We start from the raw sequence: 26,938 nt of genomic DNA on the forward strand, positions 1-26,938 counted from the left end.
TCCAGCCCCGCAATGGCCCGCAACAGCGTCGACTTGCCCGAACCACTGGGCCCCAACAACGCCGTCAACGACCCCTTTGGCACCACGAAATCCACATGATCCAACGCCACGAAATCGCCGTAACGCTTGTAGGCGTCACGCACCGTGATCGCGTAGGCGGTCGGGTCGCCCCACGTTTCGGTCATGGTTGTCTCCTTGTCATGCCTGGGCCCGGGCTCGCGCCCGGCGAATGAGCAGAATGGCCTTGACGATCAGAAACGCGACCGCGACGCCCATCATCAGGGTCGACAGCGCGTAGGCGCCGTATTCGGCCCCGCGGTTGTAGCGATCGTTCACGAGCAGCGTGAGCGTCTGCGATTCCCCCGGCAGGTTGGACGACACCATGATGACCCCGCCGAACTCGCCGAGGGTGCGCGCGGTGGTCAACAGGATGCCGTAGGTCAACCCCCACCGGATGGACGGCAGTGTGATCCGCCAAAACGTCTGCCACCAACCCGAACCCAGCGTCGCGGCCGCCTGTTCCTGCTCGGTCCCCACTTCCTGGAGCACCGGTTGGACCTCGCGCACCACGAACGGCAGGGTGACGAAGATGCTGGCCAACACGATGCCGGGCGTACTGAAGATCACCGGGATGCCGAGGTCCTTTTCGACGAAGCCCAGCGCGCCGGCCGAGCCCCAGAGCACAATCAGCGCGACCCCCACGATGATCGGCGAGACCGCGAACGGCAGGTCCACGACCGTCTGCAGCACTCCGCGGCCGCGGAATCGGCTGCGCGCCAACAGGAGTGAGACCAAGACACCGAATACGACGTTGAGCGGCACCACGATGGCCACCACCAGCAGCGACAGGTGCAGGGCCGAGATGGCCGCCGGCGTGCTGATCCACGTGTAGAACTGAGCGAGGCCGGGCCGGAAGGTGCGCCACAGGATGATGGCCACCGGGGCGACCAGCACCACCCCAAGGTAGGCGAGCACCACCGAGCGGAGCGCGTAGCGCCCCGAGCTCATGCGGCCTTCTCCTCGCGGTTGGCCCTCCGGCCGCCCACGATGCGCAAGAGCAGCAGCACGGTGAACGAGATCGACAGCAACACAATGGATATCGCAGCGGCGCCGGTGCGGTCGTCGTTCTCGATCAGGGCGCGGATCCACTGCGACGACACCTCGGTCTTGCCCGGCACCTGCCCCCCGATCGTCACCACCGAACCGAACTCGCCGATGCAACGCGAAAACGCCAGGCCCGCACCGGATAACAAGGCCGGCGTCAGCGAAGGCAACACGACCGAGGTGAAAACCTTCGGACCGGTCGCACCCAGGGACGCCGCCGCCTCCTCGGCTTCCCGGTCGATTTCCAGCAGCACGGGCTGGATGGCCCGCACCACCATCGGCAGCGTCACGAAGATCAACGCGACCGCCACGCCCGGCGGGGTGTGCTGCAAGTGAATGCCTATCGGGCTGTTCTTGCCGTAGAGGGCCAGCATCACCAGGCTGGTGACGATGGTGGGCAGCGCGAACGGCAGGTCGATGATGGCGTCGAGCACTCCCTTGCCGACGAAGTCGTCGCGCACCAGCACCCAGGCGGTCGCCAGACCGAACACCAGGTTGACGATGGTGACGACCACCGAAACCGTCAGCGTCACCTTGAACGACTCCAGCGCGGCGTGCGACGTGACCGCCAGCCAGAACGCCTGCCAGCCCCCGCCGACGGCCTGCCAGGCGATGGCGGCCAGTGGCAGCAGCACGATCAGCGAGAGCCACAACGTCGCCACCCCGACTTGAAGCGATAAACCGCCCGGCGGGCCGGGCGCACGCGCCGGGCGGGGCTCCGGCGGCTCACCGGCGGGTGGTTCGAGTTCCGGCCGGACCGCTTCCGGGTCGGGGAGAACGGCCGCGGTCATCCGGTCGCCTGCAGGTAGACCTTGGTGATGCTGCCGCCGCTCCGGTCGAACAGCTGCGCGTCCACCTTGCTCCAGCCTCCGAGCTCGGCGATCGTCCACAACTTCACCGGCACCGGGTACTGGTCGCGGAACTTGTCGGCCACAGCGGGGTCGACCGGCCGGAAACCGGCCTGCGCCCATAACTTCTGCGCCTCGGCGGTGTACTGGAAATTCTTGAACGCGGTCGCGGCATCCAGGTGCGCACTGGTGCTCACCACCGCCAGCGGGTTCTCGATCTTGAAGGTCTGTGCCGGGTTGACGTGTTCCACCGATTTTCCTTGCCGCTCAATGGCGATGGCCTCGTTCTCGTAGCTGATCAACACGTCACCGCTGCCTTCGATGAAGACACCCGTGGCCAGACGACCCGAACTCGGACGCAATTTGACGTGCTCGTGCACCAACTTGCTGATGAAATCGACGCCGGCATTGGTGTCCCGGCCGCCGCCGCTCTTTGCTGCGTACGGAGCGAGCAGGTTCCATTTGGCACCGCCCGAACTCAGCGGACTTGGCGTGACGACCTCGATGCCCGGGCGCAGCAGGTCGTCCCAATCGCGGATGTTCTTCGGGTTGCCCTTGCGGACAACCAGTGTCACCACCGAACCGAAGGGGATCCCGCTGGCGACGCCCTTGTCCCAGTCCGCGGAGACCTTGCCGGCCTTGACCAACCGGGTGATGTCCGGCTCGACCGAGAAGTTCACGATGTCTGCCGGTTTGCCCTCGACGACGCCCCGGGACTGATCGGCGGAGGCCCCGTAGGACGTGATCACCTGCACGCCGCGACCCTCCTGCGAGGCGTTGAACGCCGGAATCACCTTGCTCCAGCCCGGTTCCGGGACCGAATACGCGACCAGGGTGATCTTCGTGTTCGCGTTGGCCGGGCCGGTGCCGCCCGCGATGTCGCTGGCGCCGCCGCCGCATGCCGTGACCACGCCGACGACAAGGGTCAGCGCGGCCAGCTGGTGGGCGCGCCGCCCCTGGCGTGTGCTTCGGATGTCGCTGAGCAATTGGTGGCCTTCCAGGGTGGGACTCGGACGTGTCGGTCCCGTGGCTGCGGAAGGCGCTAGAACATCAACCGTTCTTTACCAACTCCCAATCCGCGCACGGGCTTACGAGTCAGCGACAACAATGCACGAATGGGGAGCAAACAAGGGCTGCCGCGTGCATGGCGGGAAGCCTAACAGCGCACGCCCCTATCGGCGCGGTGACAGCAACGCGGCGCCACCCGCGCCGCCGTACTACGTCATACGCAAGGCGGGCGGTGTAACCCGACCGTAACGCCGGGATCGCGCGTGATCGGTTGACTCGATCCCGTTGTCGATCGACATGCCCAGCAACGCATCGGCGCCATGGACCGCAAAGGCACAGGTCGAGGAGGGCTTCGCCGATTCGGGGACGCGGACGCCGTTCGGCGACAGCCCTGCGGCGGGGACGCGTGGTCGGCCGCGCCTTCGGCGCTCACCGTGGGCCGAAGCGAGACCCGGGGATAAAAGTCACGGTGAGAGAAACGTCCGGGCCCCGTCGTCGCTAGACGACCCGCGAAACATGGTGCGGCCGAGCGCCTTGCCGCTTCCCCGGGGCCGATCCCTAGCGCCCCCGGACCCCGCTGTCGACGACCTTCACCGGCTTGTGCGGATAGCGGCGTTCGGCGTGCGCCTTCGCCCGCGAGTTCGGCAGCACGTACAGCGTCTCCTTCTTGTCCTGCAGCGGTTTCAGCACCAAGTCCATGAAGCCCTTGCGGTTCTCCAGGTAGGGCTCGATGACCTCCTCCCCCGCCGGGCACACCGCCAGGCAGTAGGCGGCCTTATAGTTCGGCTTGAACGACAGGCTCTGCCACATCGACGCGTTCTCCGAATCGCTGACCCGCGAACGGAAGTCGGCCGCGTCGGCGCTGTCCGCGACCGTCTGCACCCAGTCGGTGAACCCACCCATGAACTCGCGGTAGTTGTGCACCGAGCAGGAGACGAAGTCGAAATCGCCGTCCTTGCCGATCGCCCCGACCGGGCACGCCGCAACGCACAACTTGCACTCGAGGCACGGGCTGTAATCCAGCGGCTCGCCGTAGCTGCTGATCGCGGCGTCCACCAGGATGGTGCCCAGCAGGATGAAGTTGCCGAACCGCGGGTGAATCACGTTGCGGTGGATGCCCATAACGCCAAGGCCCGCGGCCACCGCGACGGGCTTGTGTGCCACCACCCAGATGCGGCCGGGGAAGTTGTCCATCTCCATCGGGAACGTCGCCGACGGGTTCAGGGCCCGATAACCGGTGTCCTGCAGCCGGCGCACGATCCGGTGGGCCGCTTCGTTGAGCAGTTCGCCGCTGCGGTGGAACTCCTGGTTCGCGACGCTGCGCGCCGTCGAGCGCACGTTGTCGCGGTTCATCTTGACCACCAGCGAGATGTAGCTCCTGGTCCCCGGCAGCGCGGCCTGGACATGCTCGACCTCCGAGGCCAGGTCGGGGTTGTCCACGGCGGCGAACGCGACGTCGTCGGCGCCGGCGGCCAGGCAGAGCTCGCGCAACCAGTCGGCGTCCAGCACGCCGGGGCGCCGTTTCTGGCGGGCACTCACCTTCTTCACGGTGGGGTGTTCCGCCAGCTTCGCCGGGAGTCTTTCCGCCATGCTCGGTATAGTACACAATACTCAGCTAGTCCGCGCTCCCGGGGCTCCCGATACCCCGTTAACGGAGTTTGACTTCGCCGTGAAACGCATGCGAACCTGGCGCGGTGATCGAGTTGAGTGAACAGACGATCATCGCCCAGGTGGCCGATCGCTTGACCAGCAAGTATTCGACCATTCCCACGGAAACCGTGGCCGCCGTGGTGCAGGGTGTCCATGCCCGGTTCGAGGGCCGACCGGTGCGTGAGTATGTCCCGCTTCTCGTCGAGCGTTTCGCGGGCCAGGAACTGGCGCTGCTCCTGTTGACCGGCCGCCGCCCGCTCTCCGAGCCTGCGGTCGACGAGGCTATCGCCGTCTGATCAGACCGGCCGGCTCTGCACGCCGAACAGCACCCGGCGACCGATCACCCGCGCGCGGCGCCGCGATGGCCATGCGGGCGATTCCGTTCAGCGCGACGCTTCTCTCCAGCTGAGGTCACTTTCGCCACATCAGTACCGACCGGCGGTCATACGATGATCCCCGAGTCCGATATCGCATGCGATAGCGCATCCGAGAGTCGCCTACTTCCGCAGCGAGCCGCGAAGGTCGTGCTGGATGGATTCGCGATGAAGCTGGGCGGGCAAGATTGGCCCGCATGGTGTCGGGCGGGTCTCGACCTCCTGCCGGACAGGCCGAGATTAAGTCGGGGTGAACGCCGAAAGTCTCAACGGCTAACGGTGCCGCGAAAAACTCGCCGCGCGAAATCAGAACGCCGCGACCGATGTCCGCGGATATAGAGTGCTGCGTAGAGCACTGATACGACAACGACGACGGTCGCCATGGTGGCGTGCCGGAGGCCGGCCACCGACTCCCGTTGCAGCGCAACGAGGTTCGCGGCCAGAAACGCCCTCCACACCCATCCGTCCGGAAGGTGCGCAATATGTATCGTCAGATCCTCGATCCCGTCGTCCACTCGCTGGCCTGGAGTTCACTCGTGGCGGCGCTGCCGCTGGCTTCGCTGTTCGTGATGCTCGGTGTGTTGCGGGTCCGGGCCTGGCTGGCATCGGTTGCATCGCTGGCCGTCGCCCTCGTGATCGCGGTCGCGGTCTACGGGATGCCGATCGGCCAGGCGGCGCTGGCGGGTGCGGAGGGGGCCGTCTTCGGGTTCTTCCCGATCCTGTGGATCGTGATCAACGCGATCTGGGTTTACCAGATGACGGTGGAGACAGGCCATTTCGACGTGCTGCGCCGCAGCTTTGCGACGGTCAGCGACGATCACCGGATTCAGGCGATCATCATCGCGTTTTCGTTCGGCGCGTTGCTCGAAGCGCTGGCCGGGTTTGGCACGCCAGTGGCGGTCACCTCGGTGATGCTGCTCGCGCTGGGCTTCAAACCGATCAAGGCGGCGGTGCTGGCACTGGTCGCCAACACCGCGCCGGTGGCATTCGGGGCGATGGCCACGCCCATCATCACGCTCGCCAAGACGTCCGGGCTGCCGACCGACACGCTCGGCGCGATGGTCGGGCGCCAAACCCCGATCCTGGCGGTCTTCGTCCCCCTCGCGCTGGTCGCCATCGTCGACGGCAGGCGCGGTGTGCGCGACACATGGATCCCCGCGCTTGCCGGGGGCCTGGTTTTCGGCCTGGGCCAGTACGCGACCTCGAACTTCCTGTCGGTGCCCCTGGCCGACGTGATCGCGTCGCTGTTGTCCGCGGGTGCCGTGGTCTCGGTGGTTCGCATCAGGCCGTCGCGCCCCGAACACGTTGGCGCCCCGGTCGGCGCCGGCGGGGCGGCGGGAGCGCCGGCTCCCGACTTCGACGAGCGCGTAGCGGATCCCGACCCGCGCGGGCAGGTGCTGCGCGCGTACGCGCCGTACGCGATCGTCATCGCCGTCTTCGTGATTTGCCAGATCTCTTGGGTGAAGAAGCTTCTCGACAAGGCGACCTTCATCGTGCATTGGCCGGGGCTGCACCTCTATACGGCCAAGGGCGCCCCGTCGTCGCTGCCCAACTTCACCTTGAACCTGCTGACCACGCCGGGCACGCAGATGCTCGTGGCCGGGGTCCTCACCATGGTGGCGCTGCGCCTGTCGGTGGGCGGCGCGCTGAGGGCCTACGGGGCGACGCTGCATCAGCTGCGATGGGCCATCGTCACCGTAATGGCCGTGCTGGCACTGGCATTCGTGATGAACGCGTCCGGGCAGACCATCACCTTGGGCACGTGGATGGCCGGGGCCGGTGGCGCGTTCGCGCTCCTCTCCCCCATCCTGGGGTGGCTCGGTGTGGCGGTGACGGGGTCCGACACCTCCTCGAACTCGCTCTTCGGCGCGCTGCAGGTGACCGCGGCGACCAAGGCGGGACTGTCCCCGGTGTTGATGGCCGCCGGCAACAGCTCCGGCGGAGTGCTCGGCAAGATGATCTCGCCGCAGAACCTCGCGATCGGGGCGGCGGCGGTCGGCGTGCACGGCAGGGAAGGGGACATCTTCCGCCGAGTGTTCATCTGGAGCCTGGTGTTCCTGGCGTTCATCTGCGCCCTCTCGGGGCTGCAGGCGTCGGTGCTGTCCTGGATGGTGCCCTGATTCTTCGCAAAAGATTGCCACGGCCGTCCCGGACGGCACTAAGCTGCTGTTCGTGCGCAAAGGCGTATTAGCCATCGGGCGAAGCCGGTGGTTGGCGTTGGCGGCCTCGCTGGTGGTCTCGGCCGCGATCATTTACGCCCAAGGCACCAAGCCGATCAACGCCCAAGGCACACAGCCCTGCTGCCCCGACAAGCCGGCGGCAGGCCAGGCGGCCGGGCCGTCGGTGCCGCCGATCGCCGCGGCGGCACCGGGTCCGACCGCCGCGCCGCCGGCGGGTCCGGCGCCGCAGATCGCCAGTCCCGCGGAGGTGGAGAAGCTGGCGGCGGGTGCTCCCGCGGCCGCCCAGCAATTCCTGTTCCCCTTGTCTCCCGGCGTCGCGAACGAACAGCGGTTGCAAGTCAAGACCATCTGGGCGGCGCGCGCCATCAGCGTGCTGTTCCCGGAGATCACCACCATCTGGGGGTATCGCGAGGACCCCTTGCCGTGGCATCCCAACGGGCTGGCGATCGACGTGATGATCCCCAATCACGCCAGCCCGGAAGGCATCCAACTCGGTAACGAAATCGCCGGCTACGCCCTGGCGAACGCGAAACGGTGGGGAATCAACCACGTGATCTGGCGCCAGAAGATCTACCCGGGCGTCGGCGCGCCGAGCTGGATGTCGAACCTGGGCAACGAAACGCTCAACCACTACGACCACGTTCACATCGCCACCAACGGCGGCGGCTACCCGACCGGTCACGAGACGTATTACATCGGGTCGATGACGCCCGCGCCGTCCGAGTGATCAACGGCGCCTTCGGGATTCCGGTCAGCCGCCGAGGAGGCCCAGCAAGCTACCGGTGAGGATCGGGGGCACCGTCAACTGACCGCCGCCGAGGCTCGACGGCAGGGTCAGCGTGCCGCCGGTGATGATCGAGGGGATCCCGACGTCTCCGCCGCCGACGCTCGAGGGCAGGCTCAGCACACCGCCGGTCAGGATCGATGGGATGCTGACGTCCCCGCCCCCGGCGATCGGCGGCAGGCTCAACACCCCACCGGTCAGGACCGACGGGATGCTCAGCTGCCCCCCGCCCAGGACCGGTGGCAAGGTCACCGCGCCACCGTCGAGGATTGGCGTCAACACGCTGGTGATCGGGGGCACGGTGAACACGCCACCGCCAAGGCTGGAGGGCAGGCTCAACAGACCGCCGGTGATGATGGAAGGCAACCCCACCACGCCGCCGCCAAGGCTTGCGGGCAGGTCGAGCACGCCGCCGGTGAGGATCGACGGCACGGTCAGCTCCCCACCTCCGAGGAATGCCGGCAGTGCCACCACGCCGCCGTTGATGATCGGGCTCGCGGCGGTGACGATCGCGGACCCGACGCTGGAGATCGGCGGCACGATCAATTCCGCACCGCCCAAGATCGGTGGTAGATCCAGCACACCCCCGGTGATGAACGACGGCACGCTCAGCACGCCACCGCCCAGAATCGGCGGCAGGGTCACCAGCCCACCGTTCAGGTTCAGGCTCGCGCTGCCGCCCAGGAACGACGACAGGTTCAAGTCCCCGGCGGCCGCGGCCCCGGCGTTGGCGAGCTCGGTGCTGAGGTAGGCGCCCGCGCCCGCGTTGATCAGACCGACGAACTCTTCGTGAAACACGTTCGCCTGGGCGTTGATGGCTTGAAACTCCTGGCCGAAATCGCTGAATAACGTTGCGACCAAGGCCGATACCTCGTCCTGAGCGGCGGCGGCCACGGCCGTCGTGGGCGCCGCGGCCGACGCGGCGGACCCGGACAGCAATGAGCGGATGCCTGCCAGACCTTCGGCCGCAGACTGCAGCTGCTCTGGAGCCGTCACGAGATATGACAAAACGCGCCTCCCGCCAATCCGCTGCGACAGTCGCCCGATGACTCAGCAATAAGAGCGTACTGGGATATTGCCGAAATGCCTACGAAAACCCCGTTTTTCAGTAATGACACCGGTCAAATGAGCCTCAACTGCGGGCGTCGGCGGGCAACGACGGTTGATTGCGCTCGCCGCCCAAAACCTCAGGGCCGTGGTGTATTTCGCCTCACTGGGCCGTCCACCCGCCGTCGATCGAATAACTGGCTCCAGTGATGGTGGCGGCCGCATCACCGGCCAAAAAGATCGCGAGCGCGCCGATGTCCTCCGGTTGGGTGTAGCGGGCCATCGGTTGCTTTTCGGCGACGAATTCCGGCTTGACCTCGTCGAACGACTTACCCGCCGCATCGGCGCGCGTTTGGATCTGCTGGGCAATCAGAGGCGTCATCACCCAACCGGGACATATCGCGTTGCATGTTATGCCGTGGTTGGCGGTTTCGATGGCCACCACTTTTGTCAGTCCGACTACACCGTGCTTGGCCGCGACATACGCCGCTTTTTCGGCGCTTGCAACGAGGCCGTGCGCCGAGGCGATGTTGATGATTCGGCCCCAACCGCGGCGTTTCATCCCGGGCAGCGCGCAGCGGCACGTGTGGAAAACGGCCGACAGATTCGTCGCGATCACGGCATCCCACTTCTCGACCGGGAACTCCTCCAGCTTCGCCACGTACTGGATGCCGGCATTGTTCACGAGGACATCGATTGCGCCGAAGGACTTTTCGGCGCCGGCGATCATGTCGGCGACCTCGTCCGGCTTGGTCACATCGGCGCCCGAATAGGCCGCGGTCACCCCGAACGTCTCCTCGATGTCGCGCCGCTGTCCTTCAATAACATCCGGCTCACCGAAGCCGTTGAGGGTCACGTTCGCGCCCTCGGCGGCGAAGGCACGCGCGATGCCGAGACCGATGCCGGACGTGGAACCCGTTACGAGTACCGACTTTCCGTGAATCATCGCGTTAGCGTTCGGCTGCCGGTTCGACGGTGACGAGCTCCGTTATGCCGCTTACGGTGAGGACCGGCATCACCAGTGGGTGAGCGATGACATCGATGTGGGCGGCCCGGACGAACAAGGCGTTGATCGCTGCGCTGTCCAGGTACTCCACCGCGCTGAGGTCGACGGTAAACGTGCCACCGTTGCTCGCCGCCTCGGCGATGGCGCCGCTGAGCGCGTCGTTGAACTCGTCGATGTTGCTCAGGTCGATCTCCCCAGTCGCGGTCAGCACGAGCTTCCCGTCGTCGCGGCGCGCGGTGTCGAGGGTGAGCGACGTGGGCATCAGGTGATCCTCGCGCATAAGTGAACCGTAGTTCCCGCGGCCTCGGGGTTGATGGTGACATCCTGCATGAGCCCCCGCATCAAAGCGATGCCACGGCCGCGATTCGTCTCGGCGGCCGGCTGCGGAGGTTTCCACGAGCCGGTGTCGGTGATGGTCAAGCGCACCTGGTCGACCAAGATGGTGGCGCCCAGGCTGATCGTTCCCCCCGGGCTGTGGCGATGACCATGCTCGATGGCGTTGGCGACGGCCTCTCCGGCGGCGACGAGGACGTTCATCGTCTGATCCGCGTCCAACTTGGCCCGGGTCAGCCACCGGCGCAGTGCGGTGCGGGTGGGTGCGAGCTGGCTGACGTCGGCCGGAAACTCCAACTCCAGCGGGGCGGGATGGCGGTAGAGCAGCAGGACGACATCGTCCTGATAGCCGCCGTCCGGCGCCAGACCGGACATGATCTGGTTGGCCAGATCGTCCAGTGTGGAATCGCGGCCGTCCTGGACGAGGGCGGCGGCGCGCGAAATGCCCTGGTGCAGCAGTCGACGGCGACGTTCGACCAGTCCGTCGGTGTAGAGCAGCAACGTGGCGCGCGGCGGAATGGTCACCCGTGCTTCGGGGCGGGGCCAGTCGGGTCGAACTCCCAGCGCGATGGTGTGGCCGTCATCGAGCATTCGGGTGGTGCCGTCGGCGTCGACGAGGACGGGCGGCGGGTGCCCGGCGCTCGAGTAGACCAGTTCACCCGTCTCGGGGTCGAGCACCGCGCAGACGGCGGTGGTGCATTGCGCGCCGGGCAGCCGCGCGGCGAAGCGGTCGATGCCCGCCAGGGCGGCGCTGGGGCTGGGGTTCTCGAAGAGCAGCGCGCGGCAAGCGCTGCGCACCTGCCCCATCACGGTGGCGGCGGCCAGCCCATGGCCGACGCAATCCCCGACGATCAACGCGATGCGCCCGTCGTCCAGGTCGACGACGTCGTACCAGTCGCCGCCGACCTGGAGGGGCCGGCTGGCGGCCTGGTAGCGCACGGCGAACCCGTGGGGCAGGTCGGCGGGGCCGAGGATGGCGTGCTGGAGCGCGAGGGCCGTTTCGCGCTGCTGGTCGACCTGATGCACCCGTTGCAGGCCCTGACCGAGACGGCCTGCGAGCACGGTCAGCAACGTCTGGTCCTCCAGGGTGAACGGCCGCCGCTCGGTCAGGTCGATCCGCACGACGAGGACGCCCTCGGGATGCTGCAGCGCGATTCCCGCGGTGCCGGGCTCGGCTGCGTTGGGCGTGAGCAGGTCGCCGTCGCGCAACGAGCTGAGCATCCGCCGGGTTTCGGCGGGCAGATCCGACCATTGCGCCGACTCGCCGACCGATTCCACCGACGGTTCACGAGAGGCGGTTTCCGCGGTGGAGTCGTGGGTCGGGAAGGTGACCGCCAGGACGCGGCGGGCCCGCCACAGCCGGCGCAGTTCCTCGGCCGCGGCGTGCACGGCATCTTCGACGCTGTCCGCTTCGGCGAGTTCCTGGTTGAGGGCGTGTTGGCGGCCCGCGGCCAGGGCCAACGCGATGGCCGCGTGCCGGGCGAAGTCGCTGACCAGCTCGAGGTAATCGTTGCCGAACGCCGGCCGCCCCGGGTGACGCGCGACGGCAATCACCCCGAGCGCCCGGCCGTCGGCGATCAGCGGCATCACGATCGCCGAGCGTTCACCGACGTCGGTGAACCCCTCGATCGGATACTGGAAGGAATCGGTGATCAGCGGCAGACCGCGACGCGCCACGCCGCCGGTCGTGGAGGCGTCCATCGGCACCTGTCGGCCGATCACCTCCGAGGAGTACCGGCCCGCCGTGGCGGCCACGACCAGGGTGTCCACCTGATCGGAGGGCAGATCGGGCTCCCTTGGGACCAGCAAGATGGCCTGTTCGGCGTCGGCCAGCTCCAGCGCCCGGTTGACGATGAGCTGCAACGGCCCGGTCTGTGGGTCACCGGACAGCAGAGCGGTCGTGATTTCCCTGCTGGCTTTAGTCCATTTCGACGATTCGCGTTCCCGCTCGAACAATCGCGCGTTGTCGATGGCGGCCGCCGCCGCCGTGGCCAACGCCCGGACGGCGGCTTCGTGGGAGTCGGTGAACACCCGGCCCGGACGATCGTCGGCAAGGTAGAGGCTGCCGAAGTTAGCCGCGCGCACGGTGATCGGTATACCGAGCAGCGCCCGCAGTCGCGGTTCGTGCGTCTGCAGCGCGGCGGCCGCCGGATGGGCGCTCAGATCGTCGACGCGCAGGCCGTCGGCCACCGGCAGATCGCCGAGTCGCCGAGCCGTGTCGGCGTCGATGCCCGCCTGAACGAACGAGGCCAGGGTGCCATCGGGCGCCCGGATACCCAGCGCCGCGTACCGGGCGTCGGTCAGCTCCATCGCCGCGTTGACGATTCGATGCAACGTCGAATCCAGATCCAGGTCGGCGTTGATCTCGACGATGACCCGGACCAGATGTTCCATCTGGTCGCGAGCTGCCTCCAGCTCGTCGAGCTGGGACCTCGGGTCGTCCGGGTCGTTGTGCCCCATAGCTCCAAATCTAATTGTTAAATTGCGACTCTCCGTTTGGGCCTCGGTGGTTGGCCGGGTCAGGGGCACGGTCGATCGCACCGAGTGCGGGTATCGCGGTGGTGATTACCCACTCGGGACTGAATTCCACACGGCGACCGGTGCCGGCCTCGTCCGGGCCGTCCCAGTGGACGCTCGCGCGGCCGGAGAGCTGGAGCGTGATGCCGGCGCGAAAGTCTACGAACAGCAGCGCCGCGGAGGGGTCGGCGGCGAGGTTTCCGAAGCTGTTGAACATGTTGTTGCCGGGATAGTCCGGCCACCACAGGCGCCCCTCGGCAACCCGGACGAACCCCGGGGAACCGCCGCGGTGGGAGGCGTCGCTGCCGGCAGTGGGGTGCGTGGTGCCCAGAAAGAAGGTGTCGGCCGCCTCGATGAGACGAACGTCATTGGCTCGCAACGCTTTTCCGGAGTACAACAGCTTCCGGTCATCGGCGGGCGCCCCATGGACATCCAAGCGGCGCGGGTGGATGTATTGCGGGCAGTTGCCGTAGGCCTGGTCCACGTCGACGGTCAGGGCGCCGGCCCCGGTAGAGCTGAGGAGACCGTTGATGCGAACGCGCCTCCGGGTGAGGAAGTTCATGGCGATGACGCCCACCGGCTGTCCCGAAGGGAGGTCGTGGAGCGGGTCCGCGCTCGGCAGCTCCGTTCCGATCTCCAGTGCGGTCGACGAGGCCGCCCGAAGGAACCCGGGTGGGCCCAACAGCGGCGAGGTCCAAAGGCGGCCGGACCGGTCTCGGGCGGCCATGGCCGCGAATGGCGCCTCGGAGAGGAAGGCGGCCATACCGGCGCGCAGTTGTCCGCGGCCGACCATCGCGGCGAGCCGGGCGGCCTCGGCCTCGACGCCGGCTTGTCGTTGGACGGCCAACTCGCCGGTGTGGAAACCCACGCTCGATGTCATCGGGGAACCTCGGCAAAGCCCGGTTGTCCGGCGTCGACGACGGAATTGAACCGGTATCGCGTTTCCAGACTTTCATTGATCTCTTGGATCGCGCTCTCGGGAAGCGCGGTCACGTCGAAGTTTTCCCCGATGCGCGCGGGTTTGACCGACGAGGTGAGGACGGCCGAACCGCGCTGGATGCCCCACGCCAAAAGCACTTGCGCCGGCGTCTTTCCCACGCGCCGTGCGATCGAGACGATGAGCGGGTCGTCGAGCAATCGCGGTTCGAGCGCATGGCCCAGCGAGGCGAAGGCCAACAGGATGATCCCGTGCTCCTTGCACAGTTCGTGGAGTTCCCATTGCGGGTGATACGGGTGCGACTCGACCTCGACGACGGCCGGCTTTATTCGGGCGGTTTCGACGATCTTCCGGGCGCCCGCGGCGTCGATGTCGGACAGGCCTATCGCCCGCGAAAGACCTTCGTCCACAAGGGCTTCCATCGCGGCCCAGGTCTCCTGGAGGGTGACCCCGTCGTCGTAGACGACGGCTCCGTGCCCGTCGCGGGGGTCTTGGTCGTCGCCGGGCCGGAACGCGAACGGCGTGTGCACCAGGTACAGATCGACCGCCTCGAGGCCGAGCCTGTCCAGGCTGGCCTGCAGCGCGGGCTTCACCCGTTCGGGCCGATGGTTGTTGTTCCACAGCTTGGTGGTGACGAACAGTTCGTCACGACGCACGGTCCCAGCGGCGAACAACTCTTTGAGCGCCGCGCCGACGTCCGCTTCGTTGCGGTACCGCTCGGCCGCGTCGAGATGGCGGAACCCGATCTCGACCGCCGTCTTGACCGCGTCTCGCGTCTCGGTGCGATCCGACAGCGACGTGCCGAAGCCGAGCGCCGGAATCGCGCCACTGCCGTCGTTCAAGACGAATCTGTGCCGGCTTAGCTTCTGCTCGGGTGTCATGGCGGGCGGGCTCCTGGGCTCGTACTATAAATGACCAGTCGTCTATCTAACAACGGGTGGGGGTGCCGGCATTCCCGGGCGGCGGATCAGCGCAGCAGCGCCGGCAGGGTGACCGCTTCGAACCGGTCGTACGGGACGCGGCTGCGGGTGACTTTCCCGCGCAGCGCCGCGCCTTCCCACGCCTCGATCAGCCGAAACGCCAGGTCCCCCGCTTCCAGGTCGCCCCGGCCGTCCGACCGCAGACACTCGCCGAGGGCCGCACCCCAGCGGTCCAAAATGCTCACGAGCTCCTTGCGTACCGGCTCGCTCGTCCCACTGAGCTCGAGCGACAGGTTCCCGACCAGGCAGCCGAGCAGGAAGTCGCCGGCCTCGTGCTCGTCGGCCAGCGCGTGGAAGAAGCGTGCGATCCGCTCCTGCACCGGCCCGTCCGCCTGCAGGATCGGCAGAAGCCGCGCCTCGGTGTCTGCCCAGTGATGCTCGAGGATCGCCGCGCCGAAGGCCTCCTTGCTCGGGAAATACGCGTAGAACGACCCCTTCGGGACGCCGGCCGCGTCGGTGATGTCCTTAACTCCGCTGGCGGCGAATCCGCGCTTGTGCACGAGTTCCTGGCCCGCCGCGAGCAGGCGGGACCGCACCTCGGGGTTCGGTGGGCGGGGCATGGCAACAATGTTAGCCGACCGGTCACCTATCTTCGGCAGGCCGCCGCGCATGAGGGGTGTGGCGTAGCGTCTGAAGCGGCTTTTGATGGCCTACGGGGAGCGAGGGAGCGAAATGGTGACTTCGGGTTTGTTCGGTTTCCTGACGCTGCTGGCCCTGATGTGCGCGTTGTTGTTCGCCGCCGTCGCCGCCGTGCACATCAAACGGCTGGAGGGCCGTCCGCCCCCTCCGATCAGCGACGAAATCGGCAGCGCCAAGGCGGTTACGCGCAAAGTGCGCAAGCGCGAACCCATGTCACAAGAGGAGCTGGATTACGCGAGGCAACTCCTCGGCGCTCGTAGCTCGCTGTTGACGCTCTGCATCCCGGGTGCGTTGTTCTCGCTGGGCTGCTTCTACGTGTTCGGAAGCCTCTACCACTTGCATGGGGCGACGCCCTCCGAGCGGACGTTTCTCGGGCTGTTCCCGATCTTGGCCTCCATAAATCTCACGACTCAAATCATCCGCAGCGCAAGACTGAAACGGCGTCTGCAAAAGATGTCCTGAAGCCGCTGCCGTGAGCGACCGAAGCGTGCTCCCGCAGGTCGTTGCGGTCGCGTTCCGGCTGCAAGGTCGCTACTCTTGCACGATCATCTGTCCATTGGGTACATGACCGTCTACTATCTGCAGTTGGCCTAGGGGTGGGGCCGGGGGGAGAAGACGGTGGCCCGAGCGAGCTACGAGAGGTGATCGAATGAGCCCTCGTCCGGTGGGCAGGCGGGTCTTGGCGCGAGTCTGGCTGCCGCTGGTGGCCGTCATCGCGCTCGGTGTCGGCGGGGTGGCAATGTACAAGGTGCACCAGTTCTCGGAGCCCCCGCCCGTCATCACCGTCAATCAGCCGGCGGCACCGCCGGAGTTCAGCATCAAGCGGCTCACGTACGAATTGTTCGGTTCCGTCGGGGAAGGCGGGATGCTCGTCTGGGTGGATATCAACGGGCATCCGCATCGGGTCGATCTCACAAGCTTGCCGTGGTCGCATACGGAGGCGACGACACTCACCGTGGTGTCCGGCAGCCTCTCGGCGCAGGTGCACGGCGGTCAAGTCGGCTGTCGACTACGGGTAAATGGCGTCATCCGCGCTGAACAGTCCGACACCAATCAGGATGCACACGTCTATTGCCTGGTGAAATCCGCATGAGCGAGCATCATGCGGAGCAGCGGACGAAGCGCCCGTTCGTCCCCAGAATGGTTCGCGCCCTTGCGATCCCGATCATCATCTTCTGGGGCCTGCTCGCCGTGTCGACGAACACCTTCATGCCCCAGGTCGAGCGGGTCGCCGAGGAGCTCGCGGGCCCGCTGGTCCCGCACTACGCGCCGTCGCAGCGGGCGCTGCTGTCCATCGGGGCGAAGTTCCGCGAGTCCAATTCGACCAGCCTGGCCATGATCGTGCTGGAGGCCAACCGGCCGCTGGGCGACGCGGATCACCAGTACTACGACGATTTGATGCGCCGGTTCAAGGGCGACCCCAAGCACGTGCAGTACGCCATGGATCTGTGGGGGAAGCCGATCACCGCGGCCGGCGCGCAGAGCCTCGACGGCAAGTGCGCCTACGTACTGTTGCGCCTCGCGGGCGATATCGGCCAGATGCAAGCGAATGAGTCCGTCGCCGCCGTTCGGGACATCGTCGCGAAGGACACGCCGCCGCCCGGGCTCAAGGTCTACGTCAGCGGCGCGGCCCCGCTCGCCTCGGACACGGTGGCGATCGCCAATTCGAGCCTGAACGACATCACGATCGTGACGATCTTCCTCATCATCGGAATGTTATTGCTGGTGTACCGCTCCATCGTCACCCTGTTCGTGCCGCTGGCCGGGGTGCTGTTCGAGATGCTTGTCGCCAAGGGGGTTATCGCGACCCTCGGGCATCTCGGGTACATCGAACTCTCGTCGTTCGCGGTGAACATCGTCGTCGCGCTCACCCTGGGAGCCGGCACGGACTACGGCATCTTCCTGATGGGCCGCTATCACGAGGCGCGCCACGACGGCGAGAGCCGGGAGGACGCGTTCTACACCGCGTACAAGAGCGTCACGCCCGTCATCCTCGGCTCGGGCCTGACGATCGCCGGGGCGTGTTACTGCCTGACGTTCGCTCGGCTCAACTACTTCCACACCATGGGCCCGGCCGTTGCGATCAGCATGCTGTTCACCATCGCGGCGGCGCTGACGCTCGGCCCCGCCTTCTTGACACTGGGCAGCCTGTTCGGGCTCTTCGACCCGAGGAGCAAAGCCAAAGCGCACCTGTATCGGCGGATCGGGGCGAGCGTGGTGCGGTGGCCGGTGCCGATCCTCTTCGCCAGTGCCGCCGCGGTTCTGTTGGGGGCGATCTTCGTGCCGACGTACCGGCAGAACTACGACGACCGTCAGTACCAGCCGCGCAACGCGCCCGCGAATTTGGGCTTCCAGGCGGCCGATCGGCATTTCCCGAAGAGCAAGCTGTTCTCCGAGATGCTGATGATCGAGAGCGATCACGACATGCGGAACTCGGGCGACTTCATCTCGTTGGACCGCGCGGCCAAGGCTCTCGAGCGCCTTCCGGGCGTCGCGATGGTGCAAAGCATCACCAGGCCGATGGGTCGAGCTTTGGAACACGCCACGATTCCGTATCTGTTCACCACACAGGGCAGCGGGAGCGGCCAGCAGCTCCCGTTCAATCAGCAGCAGAATGCCAATACCAATCAGCAGGCGCAGATCACGCAGCACACCGTCGAGGTCACGCGCAAGGAGATCGACTATTTCCAGAACCTGTCCGACGAGCTGCACAAGACGGTTCTGACCGTCGAAGATCTGCAGCGGGTCACCGACCAGATGAACCAGGAAATCTCGAACTTCGACGACTTCTTTCGGCCGATCAAGAGCTACTTCTATTGGGAGCGGCACTGTTTCGACATCCCCATGTGCTGGGCGTTCAGGTCGTTGTTCGACGCGCTCGACAACATCGACCATTTGGCGGCTGACATCAACGACGCCAAGGTCTCCCTCGAGGAGATGGACAAGATCGTGCCGCAAATCATCGTGCAGCTGAAGCTGACGGCCGACGACTCGGAGGCGTTGGCGAACCTTCTGGTCAGCACCTATGGCCAGTCGGCTCTGCAGACGACCCAGACCAACCAGACGTTTGACGATCAGATCAATGTGGGGCTCGACTTCGACCAGGCCCGCAGCGACGACTTCTTTTACATCCCGCACGAGGGTTTCGACAACGAGGACGTCAAGACCGGCATGCAGCTGCTGATGTCACCGGACGGCCAGGCCGCTCGGATCATCGTCACCCACGAAGGCGATGCCAACGGCCCGGAAGGCGTGCAGCACGTCGAACAGTTCCCCAACGCGATAACCGTTGCGCTCAAAGAGACTTCGCTGGCCGGCTCGAAGGTCTATATCGGCGGTTCCGGATCCACCAACAAGGACATCAAGCAATACGCCGCGTCCGATCTGCTCATCGTGGCGATCGCCGCCTTCGTGCTGATCTTCTTGATCATGCTGTTCCTCACGAAGAGTCTGATGGCGGCGATTGTCATCCCCGGCACGGTGGCGTTTTCGTACGCGGGGGCGTTCGGGCTTTCCGTCCTGGTCTGGCAGCACCTCATCGGCCTGCCGCTGCACTGGTTGATACTGCCCCTGACGTTCATCATCCTGGTGGCGGTGGGTTCGGACTACAACCTGCTGTTGATCCTTCGGGTCAAAGAGGAACTGCATGCCGGGATCCACACCGGCCTGATCCGCGCGCTCGGCAGCACCGGTGGTGTAGTGACTTCTGCCGGTTTGGTTTTCGCGTTCACCATGCTGGCGATGCTGAGCAGCGATCTGCGCACCGTCGGTCAGGTCGGTTCGACCGTCTGCATCGGCCTGCTGCTCGACACGCTGATCGTGCGGTCGTTCGTCGTGCCCTGCATCCTGCGCATCCTTGGGCCGTGGTTCTGGTGGCCGACGCTGGTGCGGTCCCGTCCGTTGCCGGTCCGCGGGGCCACGCCGGCCACGTGAGCACCGTCAGCCGACCATGCGGTGAGTCTCATTTGCGATATCACCGGCGCTATCACGAATGAGACTCACCGACTGCTAGAAATTGAGCCCCGAGAACATGACCCGACCGGGATCGTACTTCTGCCGCACCGCGCTGAGCCGCGACAGGTTGGGCCCAAAGTAGCGCGACGCCGGTTGGTTCGCCTCGATGTAGTTCACATAGCCGCCGACCGAATATGGTTGCACCGCTTGGTGTGCCGTGGCGAGCCAGCTCGTCGCCGCCGCCGGGTCACCCGTTTCGACGTACCACTGCACCAGCGAGGCCTGCCGGCGCCACGGGAACGCCGTCGCACCTGGCGCAACGGTGGCGAGGGCGCCGTCGAGGGCATGCATGATCGCCAGCATGCGGCCCGCGCCACGCGGGAACGCCTCGACCGCCGACGCGATCCCCTGGGCGGCGGCCGGGGTCATCGCCGTGAAGACGTCGGATCCGCCGACGTATCCCAGCGGCGACGGGTTGAGGTTGCCGACGGCCAAGTAGCGCACCAGGTCCATGTAATTGAACGTGTGGTTTTCGGTCCCGCTCGGTTGCACCCCAACGGCTTTGGTGATGGCGGCCGCGACGCTGTTCCCCGATCCGGCCGGGCAGGTCGCCATTATCCGGGGATGCGTGCCGAACCCGTCGACGGTGTTGTCCGCCAGCGCCCACATGCTTTGGTCGGCGGTGCGCAGCCAGTTCTGCCAGCCGAGCAGAACCTGCGCGAACGCCTGCGGCGGAAAGTTGAGGTTGACGACGTCGACGTCGCGGGCGGGGAAAGTGGCGAAGGTCAGCGAGGTCGTCACCCCGAAGTTGCCGCCCCCGCCGCCGCGCAGCGCCCAGAACAGGTCGGGGTTGTTGGCGGCGGACGCGGTGACCGCCTGGCCGCCGGGCAGCACCACCGACGCCGCCGTCAGCTGGTCGCAGAGCAGTCCGGCGTGCCGCGACTGGGCGCCCAGTCCCCCGCCCAGCGCGTGCCCCGCGGCGCCGACCGACGGGCAGGTACCCGTCGGGATGCCCCGTCCGGCCGCGGCCAGCGCTTCGTGGATCGCGTACAGGCTGGTCGCGGGCGTCACGGTGACCTGCCCGGTGGACGCGTCGTAGTTGATCCCGCCGGGCAGCTGGCGCAGGTCGAACACCACGGCGCCGTTCGCGGTCGACGCGCCAATGTAGGAGTGCCCGCCGCTGCGCGGGGCGACCTTCAGGTTGTTGGCGGCGGCGAAGGCCATCGCCTTCTGCACGTCCGCCGCCGAGGTCGGTGTGACGATCGCCGCCGGCGTGAACCCGTTGTAGTTGGTGTTGAAAACCTGCTTCGCGCCGGCGAATTGGGGATCTTGCGGCAGCACGACCCGCCCGCCGATCGCGGTGGTCAGGCCGTCCCAGCCGGAGGGGTTCGGGGCCGCGGTCGCCCGCACGGGGCCGAAGACCGCGCCGGCGGCCAACGCGCCGGCGGCCCCGCGCAGGAACGCCTGGCGGGAGAACTCACGCGCCATCGTCGGGCTCCCGCGATTGCGTCATGTTCCGCATTGTCATTCCCGGGTGCCGCGGTGCCGTGTGGCGTGCCGCGGGGCAACCGGACCGTGCCCCAACCGTTACCGGCCCGGGTCCGCCGGGCCTAGGCTGGTGTTTTGGCCGCCTGCGCTTTTTCGAGAGGTAACGACATGTCCGCACCGTCAGCCGAGGTCTTCGACCGCCTGCGTCAACTGGTCGCGATCAAGGACATCACCGCACGCGAGACCAAGACGATCGACGAGGTTTTCACCGGTAGACCGCTGGCCACGATCCCCATCGGCACGGCCTCCGACGTCGAGGCCGCTTTCGCCGAGGCCCGCGCGGCGCAGGTCGAGTGGGCGAAGCGCCCGGTCGCCGAGCGGGTGGACGTCATCCGCCGCTACCGCGACCTAGTCATCGAGAACCGCCAGTTCCTGATGGACCTCCTGCAGGCCGAGGCGGGCAAGGCCCGCTGGGCGGCGCAGGAGGAAATCGTGGATCTGATGGCCAACGCCAACTACTACGTGAACGTGGCCGCCGACCTGTTGAAGCCGCGCAAGGTGCAGGCGCTGCTCCCGGCGGTCGGCAAGACCACGGTCGTCTACCACCCCAAGGGCGTGGTCGGGGTGATCTCGCCGTGGAACTACCCCATGACGCTCACCGCGTCCGACTCGGTGCCCGCGCTGGTGGCGGGCAACGCGGTGGTGATCAAGCCCGACAGCCAGACGCCGTACTGCGCGCTGGCGTGCGCCGAGCTCTTATACCAGGCCGGGCTGCCGCGGGCGCTGTACGCGGTCGTGCCCGGGCCCGGCTCGGTGGTCGGCAACGCGATCATCGAGAACTGCGACTACTTGATGTTCACCGGCTCGACCGCCACCGGCAGGCAGCTCGCCGAGCACGCGGGCCGTCGGCTCATCGGCTTCTCGGCCGAGCTCGGCGGCAAGAACGCGATGATCATCACGCGGGGGGCCAACCTGGACAAGGCCGCCAAGGCGGCAACCCGCGCGTGCTTCTCCAACGCGGGTCAGCTGTGCATCTCCATCGAGCGCATCTACGTCGAGAAGGACGTCGCCGACGAGTTCACCAACAAGTTCGGCGCGGCGGTGCGAAACATGAAGCTCGGCACTGCGTATGACTTCTCGGTCGACATGGGCAGCTTGATCTCGCCGAGTCAGCTCGACACCGTGACCGAACATGTCGAGGACGCGAAGGCCAAGGGCGCCAAGGTGATTGCGGGCGGCAAGCCGCGACCCGACATCGGCCCGCTGTTCTACGAGCCGACGGTGCTCACCGATGTCACGCCTGAGATGGAGTGTGCGGCCAACGAGACGTTCGGTCCGCTGGTTTCGATCTATCCCGTCGCCGATGTGGACGAGGCCGTCGAGAAGGCCAACGACACCGAATACGGCCTGAACGCCAGCGTGTGGGCCGGGTCCACCGCGGAGGGCCAGGAGATCGCCGCCCGGCTGCGCTCGGGAACGGTGAACGTCGACGAGGGTTACGCCTTCGCGTGGGGAAGCCTCGGCGCGCCGATGGGCGGGATGGGCCAGTCCGGCGTCGGCCGCCGGCACGGTGCCGAGGGCCTGTTGAAGTACACCGAATCGCAGACGATCGCGGCCGCGCGGGTGTTCAATCTCGATCCGCCGCGCGGCATTCCGCCGACCCTCTGGCAGAAGTCGCTGGTGCCCGTCGTGCGCACGATGATGAAGCTTCCCGGGCGGAAGTGACGGGTCCGGTCCTCGGCGAGCTCTGACAGGCCATCGCGACACTTACACCACGCACACGACACGCCGACGCGAGCGTGCGTAGTTGCAGTCTCGACGCGCGGATCGTCATTGTCAGCGTCTACTACCGAGCGTAGTATCCAGGGCATCCCCACCGTGCACAGGGAGGTGCAACGTGAGGTGGAGTTTCGCCCAAATCGGGCTGCTGATCATCTGTGTCCTGCACGTCATCCAGGCGGTGGTCGGGTTCATCATGGAGCCCAGCTTCGCGACGGGCCCCGACGCGCCGACCGTCCAGCTGCTCGGCATGGACTACAACGGCTGGCACGCCGTCGCCGGCCTGGCCCTGTTCGGCCCGGGCCTGGTGTTCGCGCTGCGCAAGTCGTGGGCGGTGCTGTATCTGATCGCCGCGGCGATTGCCGGTGCGCTGCCGGGCATTTGGGCGTTCTTCTCGCACCAGGTCGCGTTCGTCTTCACCTTCCCCAACAACACCACCGACGCGGTGGTGCACCTGGTGACCGCGGCGGTGATGCTCGCGGTGGCGGCCATACAGATCCCGTTGGACGGTGGGTTGCGCAACTCGCTCGCCGATTTGCGAAAGGAGCGGTAACGCCAAGGATTTCTTGAGGATCACTCAAGCGGCGCTGCGTTCATGGCATCGCCCGCCGCGCAGGCCGCGGCCCTCGAGGTTCACTGCACCGGGTAGCGGCGTTCCTCGTCGTCGATTCGTCGCCGCCAGTGTTCGTTGACGTGGTCGGACTGACGCTCGAGCGGAGGCTTGGGCGCGCCGGTCGCGTGTGCGGGGTCGGCCCCGAGGAATCGCAGGACGCGCGCGATCTCGTCGGGATAGTTCTCGTCGAGCTCTTCGTAGCGGACCGTGAGAACTTCGGGACGCCGGGTGGTGAAGTAGTCGGTCCACGCCGCCTGTTCGGCGCCGAGGCTCCGTTCCATCTCGGTGATCTGCTCGCGCGTCGGCGCGACGGCGGCGAGGTCGACCGCGGGCCGCTGCGGCGTGGGCCGGCCCAGATATAGCCCCCAGGGACGTTCCGTCGTCGGCGGGCCCGGAGAACGGAACCACTCGCCCGTCGTCTCGGCACGAAACAGCGAGATGGCCTGGGCGCGCCGATCGACACGGACGATGTTGACGAAAACCGCTGTCGGAAAGAGCGTCTCGAGAACCGCGCCCGGATCTGCACGAAACCCTAAGGCCTGCGCCAGCGAGACGACGTCCCGCCAGTGGATCTTGAAGCCCCACACGCCGTTCTCCGTCGCCGCGAACGCCCTGACCCTCGTCAGGTATTCGGCCCAGGAGCAGTCCAACGGCAGCCCCAGGTCTTCCTTGTAGGCCGCGATGTGGTCCGCCGCGAAATACTCCTCGGGCCGCCCGGCAACTCCGGTCGCAACGAGCCCGGCAGCCAAAAACGAACTACCCGAACGGGGGGTGGAGGCGATGACATAGCTCGCGTGTCGCATAGGCCTCCTCGGACGTGTCCATTGAAGCGTAGGCGCTTTACCCGGCCCCCTTGCCGTTGTCGACGCGATAGACCGCGCCGTGGACGGCGGCCGCGGCATCGCCGGCGAGGAACGCGATCACGTTCGCGACGTCGAGGGGCTGCATCATGCCGCGCGGTGAGGCCGTGCGCAGGATCAGATCGTAGTTCGGGTTCTCGGGCGCGCTGAAGTGTTCGATCTGCGGAGTGAGCATGCCGCCCGGGCATACCGCGTTGACGCGCAGGCGATCCGCGGTGTACTCCACCGCCAACGCCCGCGTGAGCCCGATCAGCCCGTGCTTGGCGGCGCAGTAGCCGGCCGAATACGCCTGGCCCTCGACGCCGGCAATGGAGGCGACGTTGACGATGTTGCCGCCGCGCTCCAGCAGCTGGGGCAGGGCCGCCCGGCACAGGTAGAACGGTCCGTTCAGGTTGACCGCGAGGTCTTCCGCCCAGTCGTCGTCGGTCATCGACTCGGTTCGGCGCATCTGATGCTTGCCGGCGACGTTGACCAGGACGTCCAATCCGCCGAACTCGTGGACGCACTGCTCGACCGCGTCCCGGCAGGCCTGGGGCGAAGCGACGTCCACCGACGCGTAGGAGCCGGATTCCACGTCGTTGAACACCGCGGCCAGGCGTTCGGTGTCGCGGCCGATGCCGAAAACCGTTGCGCCCTGGCGGGAAAACAGCCGGGCGGTTTCGGCACCCAGGCCCGACGACGCACCGGTGACCAACGCGACCTTGCCCTGCAGTGCTGACATATCGGCCCTTCTTGGTGCGGTGACGGGCTTCAAAGGCTACATCGCGGCCTCAGTACGAGAGGATCCGCGCCACGCCCGCAACGGTTCTCAGCTTCAGGACGCGACGCGCGGTCATCGCCACAAGCAGGCTGATCGCAAGCCTGCCAAGCGCGACCCGACTGGTGCGCTGCTTCCAGGTCGGCGGCCGCGAGCCCGCGCGTCGACCTAGGTAGTAGCCGAAGCATGTCGCGGTTGCGAGAGCGCACAGTAGCGCCAATACCGCCATGACGATCAGCGTCCTTCGTCGCTGTCGCGGGAAGGTCACGCGCGAGAAACACCTTGGGCAATAAGTGCGGCTGCCCGATCAGAAGTCGGGCCGAATGCTGCCGTCGGCGTTGACCATGAGGTAACGCTCGGTGTGACCATCGGAGACGTAGAGCTCGATGCGCAGGGTCCCATCTTGGGCCGCTTCAATGATGATGTTCTCGGGGTTGCCGCCGTCGATGTGCAGAGTCTGGGGCGCCGCACGAAGGGCGCTTATGACGGCCTGGACGTCGAATTTGCCGAGGTCGCCAATGGCCGTGTCCATCGGGATGGTGGTGCTGCTGCCCGTGCCCCAACCGCGACCCCCGTACGTGTAGCGCACGGTTTTGTGTGCGTTGATCGTGTCGGGGCGAGTGATGCTGGCGTGATCGGGATAGACCACCAGCTCGTAGCCCATCGTGTCCCCGAACGTCGTCCGAACTTGCGCAATCAAGCTCGACAGCCCGCCCAGGGTCAGCAGTTGCGTCGGCGCCTGCGGCTGGGTCGATGCTGGCGGCGGTTCGACGGTCGGTGCCGGTGTTGACGGTGGCTGCGGCGCGACGACGACCGGGCTGGCGGCGGCCGGCTGGGGCGTTGCGTCGCGCGACGAAGCGGTGTTGCTGTACCAAGCCCAGGCGATGCCGACGCCCACAAGGCCCAACGTCACGAGCACGGTGATCCGTATCCCCCGGCGGCCGGCCAGCGATTTCAGGCTCGGGGATTGGGCCGGGGCGCTGCGGATCTGCAGGTCCGCCACCAGCGACTGCAGCTCGCCGAGGGTGGTGGCGTTGGTCGCGGCGCTCACCCGCTGGCGATGCTCCTCCATCGACAGCTGGCCGTCGCTCAGCGCCAGATCCAACAGCTGGCAGGTGTCGACACGGTTGCTGTCGGTAGCCCGGGTGTTTGCGGTGGCCACGGGAAGATCCTAGAAGGTCTCAGCGGCGCGCCGGCTCGATTGCCCGGACGGTGCCGTCCGCGTTCAGTTCCATATGCCCGCCGTCGCGGTCTCTGAATACATAGATCGACAACGCCAGGCTGCCGTCTCGGGCGGATTCGACCATCAGATAGGTGTTGTTGGCGCCGGCGACCTGAAGGATCTGCGGCGCCCCGCGTAGGACGCTGGCCACCTCCTGCACGTTGAACTTGCTCAAGTCACCGGCGGTCGAGGTGGACGGAATGGCGCTGGCGCCCCACTGCGACCAGCCGCGGCCGGCGTAGTGGTAGGTCACCGAGTTGCGAGGGTCTTGAGGGTCGGGGCGGTCGAGGTCCGCGTGATCCTGATAGACCACCAGCCGGTAGCCCATGGTGTCACCGATTTCTTTTCGCATTTGCGCCAACAGCCCGGACAGCCCGTCGGTGGTCTGCAGTTGGAGTGGTGGCGGTGGCGACGGCGTCGTCGGGGTTATCGCCACGATGCTGGTGGCGCTCGGAAGTGAGGCGGGTTGCGGCCGAGAAGCGCTGTTGCCGAGCATCTTCCAGCCGATGCCGAGGCCCGCGAGCGCCAATACCGCGACGCCGGCGACCAGGATGCCCCGTCGACTGCTCGGCGTCGGGGGTTGGGCGTTGTGGACCTGGAGATCTTCCACGAGCGACTCGAGCTCGCCGACGGTGGCGGCACGGCTCGCGGCGCTCACCCGTTGGCGATATTCCTCCATCGACAGCTGGCCGTCGCTCAGCGCCGCGTCCAGCACTCGCCCGGTCTCGTCGCGGTCACTGTCGGTAGCCCTGATGTATCCGGCGGACACGAGGGTGAGCGTAACCGAGGACGCACGAGGTCGACGCAGCCACGACTGAGTGTGCCGATCGAATCGATCCGCGCGTTGCTGGCGCTATC

General features: G+C 66.9%; 26 protein-coding genes. 8 read left to right on the forward strand and 18 right to left on the reverse strand.

From position 1 onward, the window contains the following. The 5 genes from A5706_RS20535 to A5706_RS20555 all read right to left on the reverse strand — a co-directional run. Positions 1-185, reverse strand: a 185-nt coding sequence (locus A5706_RS20535; RefSeq protein WP_156767255.1) for an ATP-binding cassette domain-containing protein, incomplete at its 3' end; no start/stop codon positions are given. Positions 186-198: 13 nt separating this feature from the next. Then, positions 199-1,008 (reverse strand): sulfate ABC transporter permease subunit CysW, encoded by an 810-nt coding sequence (gene cysW / locus A5706_RS20540; protein ID WP_068134469.1) that lies wholly within the window; start codon positions 1,006-1,008, stop codon positions 199-201. Beyond that, complete coding sequence (cysT, locus tag A5706_RS20545) at positions 1,005-1,895, reverse strand: sulfate ABC transporter permease subunit CysT (protein ID WP_068134471.1); 891 nt, start codon at positions 1,893-1,895, stop codon at positions 1,005-1,007. Before cysT ends, cysW begins: the two co-directional genes overlap by 4 nt. Beyond that, positions 1,892-2,890, reverse strand: a complete 999-nt coding sequence (locus A5706_RS20550; RefSeq protein WP_369831924.1) for a sulfate ABC transporter substrate-binding protein — start codon at positions 2,888-2,890, stop codon at positions 1,892-1,894. Before A5706_RS20550 ends, cysT begins: the two co-directional genes overlap by 4 nt. Positions 2,891-3,518: 628 nt before the next feature. Then, positions 3,519-4,550 carry an epoxyqueuosine reductase gene (locus tag A5706_RS20555; RefSeq protein ID WP_068134475.1) on the reverse strand — a complete coding sequence of 344 codons (1,032 nt, stop codon included), beginning with the start codon at positions 4,548-4,550 and terminating at the stop codon, positions 3,519-3,521. A gap of 104 nt (positions 4,551-4,654) precedes the next feature. On the opposite strand from A5706_RS20555, the gene A5706_RS20560 reads away from it, so the two are divergent. The 3 genes from A5706_RS20560 (at position 4,655) to A5706_RS33165 (ending at position 7,891) form a co-directional block, all read left to right on the forward strand. Next, positions 4,655-4,906 carry a three-helix bundle dimerization domain-containing protein gene (locus A5706_RS20560; RefSeq protein ID WP_068134480.1) on the forward strand — a complete coding sequence of 84 codons (252 nt, stop codon included), beginning with the start codon at positions 4,655-4,657 and terminating at the stop codon, positions 4,904-4,906. A 560-nt stretch (positions 4,907-5,466) separates the two neighbouring features. After that, complete coding sequence (locus A5706_RS20565) at positions 5,467-7,104, forward strand: L-lactate permease (RefSeq protein ID WP_068134483.1); 1,638 nt, start codon at positions 5,467-5,469, stop codon at positions 7,102-7,104. A 52-nt stretch (positions 7,105-7,156) separates the two neighbouring features. After that, on the forward strand, positions 7,157-7,891 hold the full coding sequence (locus A5706_RS33165; protein ID WP_369831918.1) for a glycoside hydrolase: 735 nt from the start codon (positions 7,157-7,159) through the stop codon (positions 7,889-7,891). Between the two features lie 24 nt (positions 7,892-7,915). On the opposite strand, the gene A5706_RS20575 is transcribed toward A5706_RS33165, so the two are convergent. From A5706_RS20575 to A5706_RS20605, 7 genes are all read right to left on the reverse strand, one after another. Next, complete coding sequence (locus A5706_RS20575) at positions 7,916-8,944, reverse strand: PE family protein (RefSeq protein WP_068134488.1); 1,029 nt, start codon at positions 8,942-8,944, stop codon at positions 7,916-7,918. A 214-nt stretch (positions 8,945-9,158) separates the two neighbouring features. Then, on the reverse strand, positions 9,159-9,941 hold the full coding sequence (locus A5706_RS20580) for a 3-hydroxybutyrate dehydrogenase (protein ID WP_068134501.1): 783 nt from the start codon (positions 9,939-9,941) through the stop codon (positions 9,159-9,161). A 4-nt stretch (positions 9,942-9,945) separates the two neighbouring features. Next, the gene (locus A5706_RS20585; RefSeq protein WP_068134696.1) at positions 9,946-10,263 is read right to left on the reverse strand and encodes an STAS domain-containing protein; all 318 of its coding nucleotides are present in this window, start codon (positions 10,261-10,263) and stop codon (positions 9,946-9,948) included. Next, positions 10,263-12,794, reverse strand: a complete 2,532-nt coding sequence (locus A5706_RS20590; protein WP_068134503.1) for a SpoIIE family protein phosphatase — start codon at positions 12,792-12,794, stop codon at positions 10,263-10,265. Before A5706_RS20590 ends, A5706_RS20585 begins: the two co-directional genes overlap by 1 nt. A gap of 10 nt (positions 12,795-12,804) precedes the next feature. Next, positions 12,805-13,731, reverse strand: a complete 927-nt coding sequence (locus tag A5706_RS20595) for a pyridoxamine 5'-phosphate oxidase family protein (protein ID WP_068134505.1) — start codon at positions 13,729-13,731, stop codon at positions 12,805-12,807. Continuing rightward, positions 13,728-14,669, reverse strand: coding sequence for an aldo/keto reductase (locus tag A5706_RS20600; protein WP_068134508.1), 942 nt, complete (start codon positions 14,667-14,669; stop codon positions 13,728-13,730). Before A5706_RS20600 ends, A5706_RS20595 begins: the two co-directional genes overlap by 4 nt. 86 nt (positions 14,670-14,755) lie before the next feature. After that, positions 14,756-15,328 (reverse strand): TetR/AcrR family transcriptional regulator, encoded by a 573-nt coding sequence (locus A5706_RS20605; protein ID WP_068134512.1) that lies wholly within the window; start codon positions 15,326-15,328, stop codon positions 14,756-14,758. 112 nt (positions 15,329-15,440) lie between these two features. On the opposite strand from A5706_RS20605, the gene A5706_RS20610 reads away from it, so the two are divergent. The 3 genes from A5706_RS20610 (at position 15,441) to A5706_RS20620 (ending at position 19,340) form a co-directional block, all read left to right on the forward strand. Continuing rightward, the gene (locus A5706_RS20610; protein WP_197517906.1) at positions 15,441-15,869 is read left to right on the forward strand and encodes a hypothetical protein; all 429 of its coding nucleotides are present in this window, start codon (positions 15,441-15,443) and stop codon (positions 15,867-15,869) included. Positions 15,870-16,056: 187 nt separating this feature from the next. After that, positions 16,057-16,500: an MmpS family transport accessory protein gene (locus A5706_RS20615; protein WP_068134515.1), complete on the forward strand. Its 444-nt coding sequence runs from the start codon at positions 16,057-16,059 to the stop codon at positions 16,498-16,500. After that, complete coding sequence (locus A5706_RS20620; protein ID WP_068134518.1) at positions 16,497-19,340, forward strand: RND family transporter; 2,844 nt, start codon at positions 16,497-16,499, stop codon at positions 19,338-19,340. The genes A5706_RS20615 and A5706_RS20620 overlap by 4 nt, the downstream gene beginning before the upstream one ends. Before the next feature lie 75 nt (positions 19,341-19,415). On the opposite strand, the gene A5706_RS20625 is transcribed toward A5706_RS20620, so the two are convergent. Beyond that, complete coding sequence (locus A5706_RS20625) at positions 19,416-20,849, reverse strand: FAD-binding oxidoreductase (RefSeq protein ID WP_068134520.1); 1,434 nt, start codon at positions 20,847-20,849, stop codon at positions 19,416-19,418. A gap of 168 nt (positions 20,850-21,017) precedes the next feature. Here A5706_RS20625 and A5706_RS20630 point away from each other — a divergent pair, with 168 nt between their 5' ends. Continuing rightward, positions 21,018-22,574: a succinic semialdehyde dehydrogenase gene (locus A5706_RS20630; RefSeq protein WP_068134523.1), complete on the forward strand. Its 1,557-nt coding sequence runs from the start codon at positions 21,018-21,020 to the stop codon at positions 22,572-22,574. Between the two features lie 172 nt (positions 22,575-22,746). Further along, positions 22,747-23,181: a DUF4383 domain-containing protein gene (locus A5706_RS20635; RefSeq protein ID WP_068134526.1), complete on the forward strand. Its 435-nt coding sequence runs from the start codon at positions 22,747-22,749 to the stop codon at positions 23,179-23,181. Positions 23,182-23,261: 80 nt separating this feature from the next. Here A5706_RS20635 and A5706_RS20640 read toward each other — a convergent pair whose 3' ends face one another. Genes A5706_RS20640 through A5706_RS20660 form a run of 5 tightly spaced genes read right to left on the reverse strand, consistent with a single transcriptional unit; the run spans position 23,262 to position 26,849 of the window. Further along, positions 23,262-24,044 (reverse strand): Stf0 family sulfotransferase, encoded by a 783-nt coding sequence (locus tag A5706_RS20640; protein WP_197517907.1) that lies wholly within the window; start codon positions 24,042-24,044, stop codon positions 23,262-23,264. A gap of 37 nt (positions 24,045-24,081) precedes the next feature. Beyond that, positions 24,082-24,822 (reverse strand): SDR family NAD(P)-dependent oxidoreductase, encoded by a 741-nt coding sequence (locus A5706_RS20645; RefSeq protein ID WP_068134533.1) that lies wholly within the window; start codon positions 24,820-24,822, stop codon positions 24,082-24,084. Between the two features lie 49 nt (positions 24,823-24,871). Further along, positions 24,872-25,126 carry a hypothetical protein gene (locus A5706_RS20650; RefSeq protein WP_231985365.1) on the reverse strand — a complete coding sequence of 85 codons (255 nt, stop codon included), beginning with the start codon at positions 25,124-25,126 and terminating at the stop codon, positions 24,872-24,874. A 39-nt stretch (positions 25,127-25,165) separates the two neighbouring features. Next, the gene (locus A5706_RS20655; RefSeq protein ID WP_068134538.1) at positions 25,166-26,020 is read right to left on the reverse strand and encodes a DUF1707 domain-containing protein; all 855 of its coding nucleotides are present in this window, start codon (positions 26,018-26,020) and stop codon (positions 25,166-25,168) included. A 19-nt stretch (positions 26,021-26,039) separates the two neighbouring features. After that, positions 26,040-26,849 (reverse strand): DUF1707 domain-containing protein, encoded by an 810-nt coding sequence (locus A5706_RS20660; RefSeq protein ID WP_068134541.1) that lies wholly within the window; start codon positions 26,847-26,849, stop codon positions 26,040-26,042. Positions 26,850-26,938 lie beyond the last annotated feature (89 nt).

The organism is Mycobacterium sp. E796 (assembly GCF_001672815.1).
Classification (GTDB): domain Bacteria; phylum Actinomycetota; class Actinomycetes; order Mycobacteriales; family Mycobacteriaceae; genus Mycobacterium.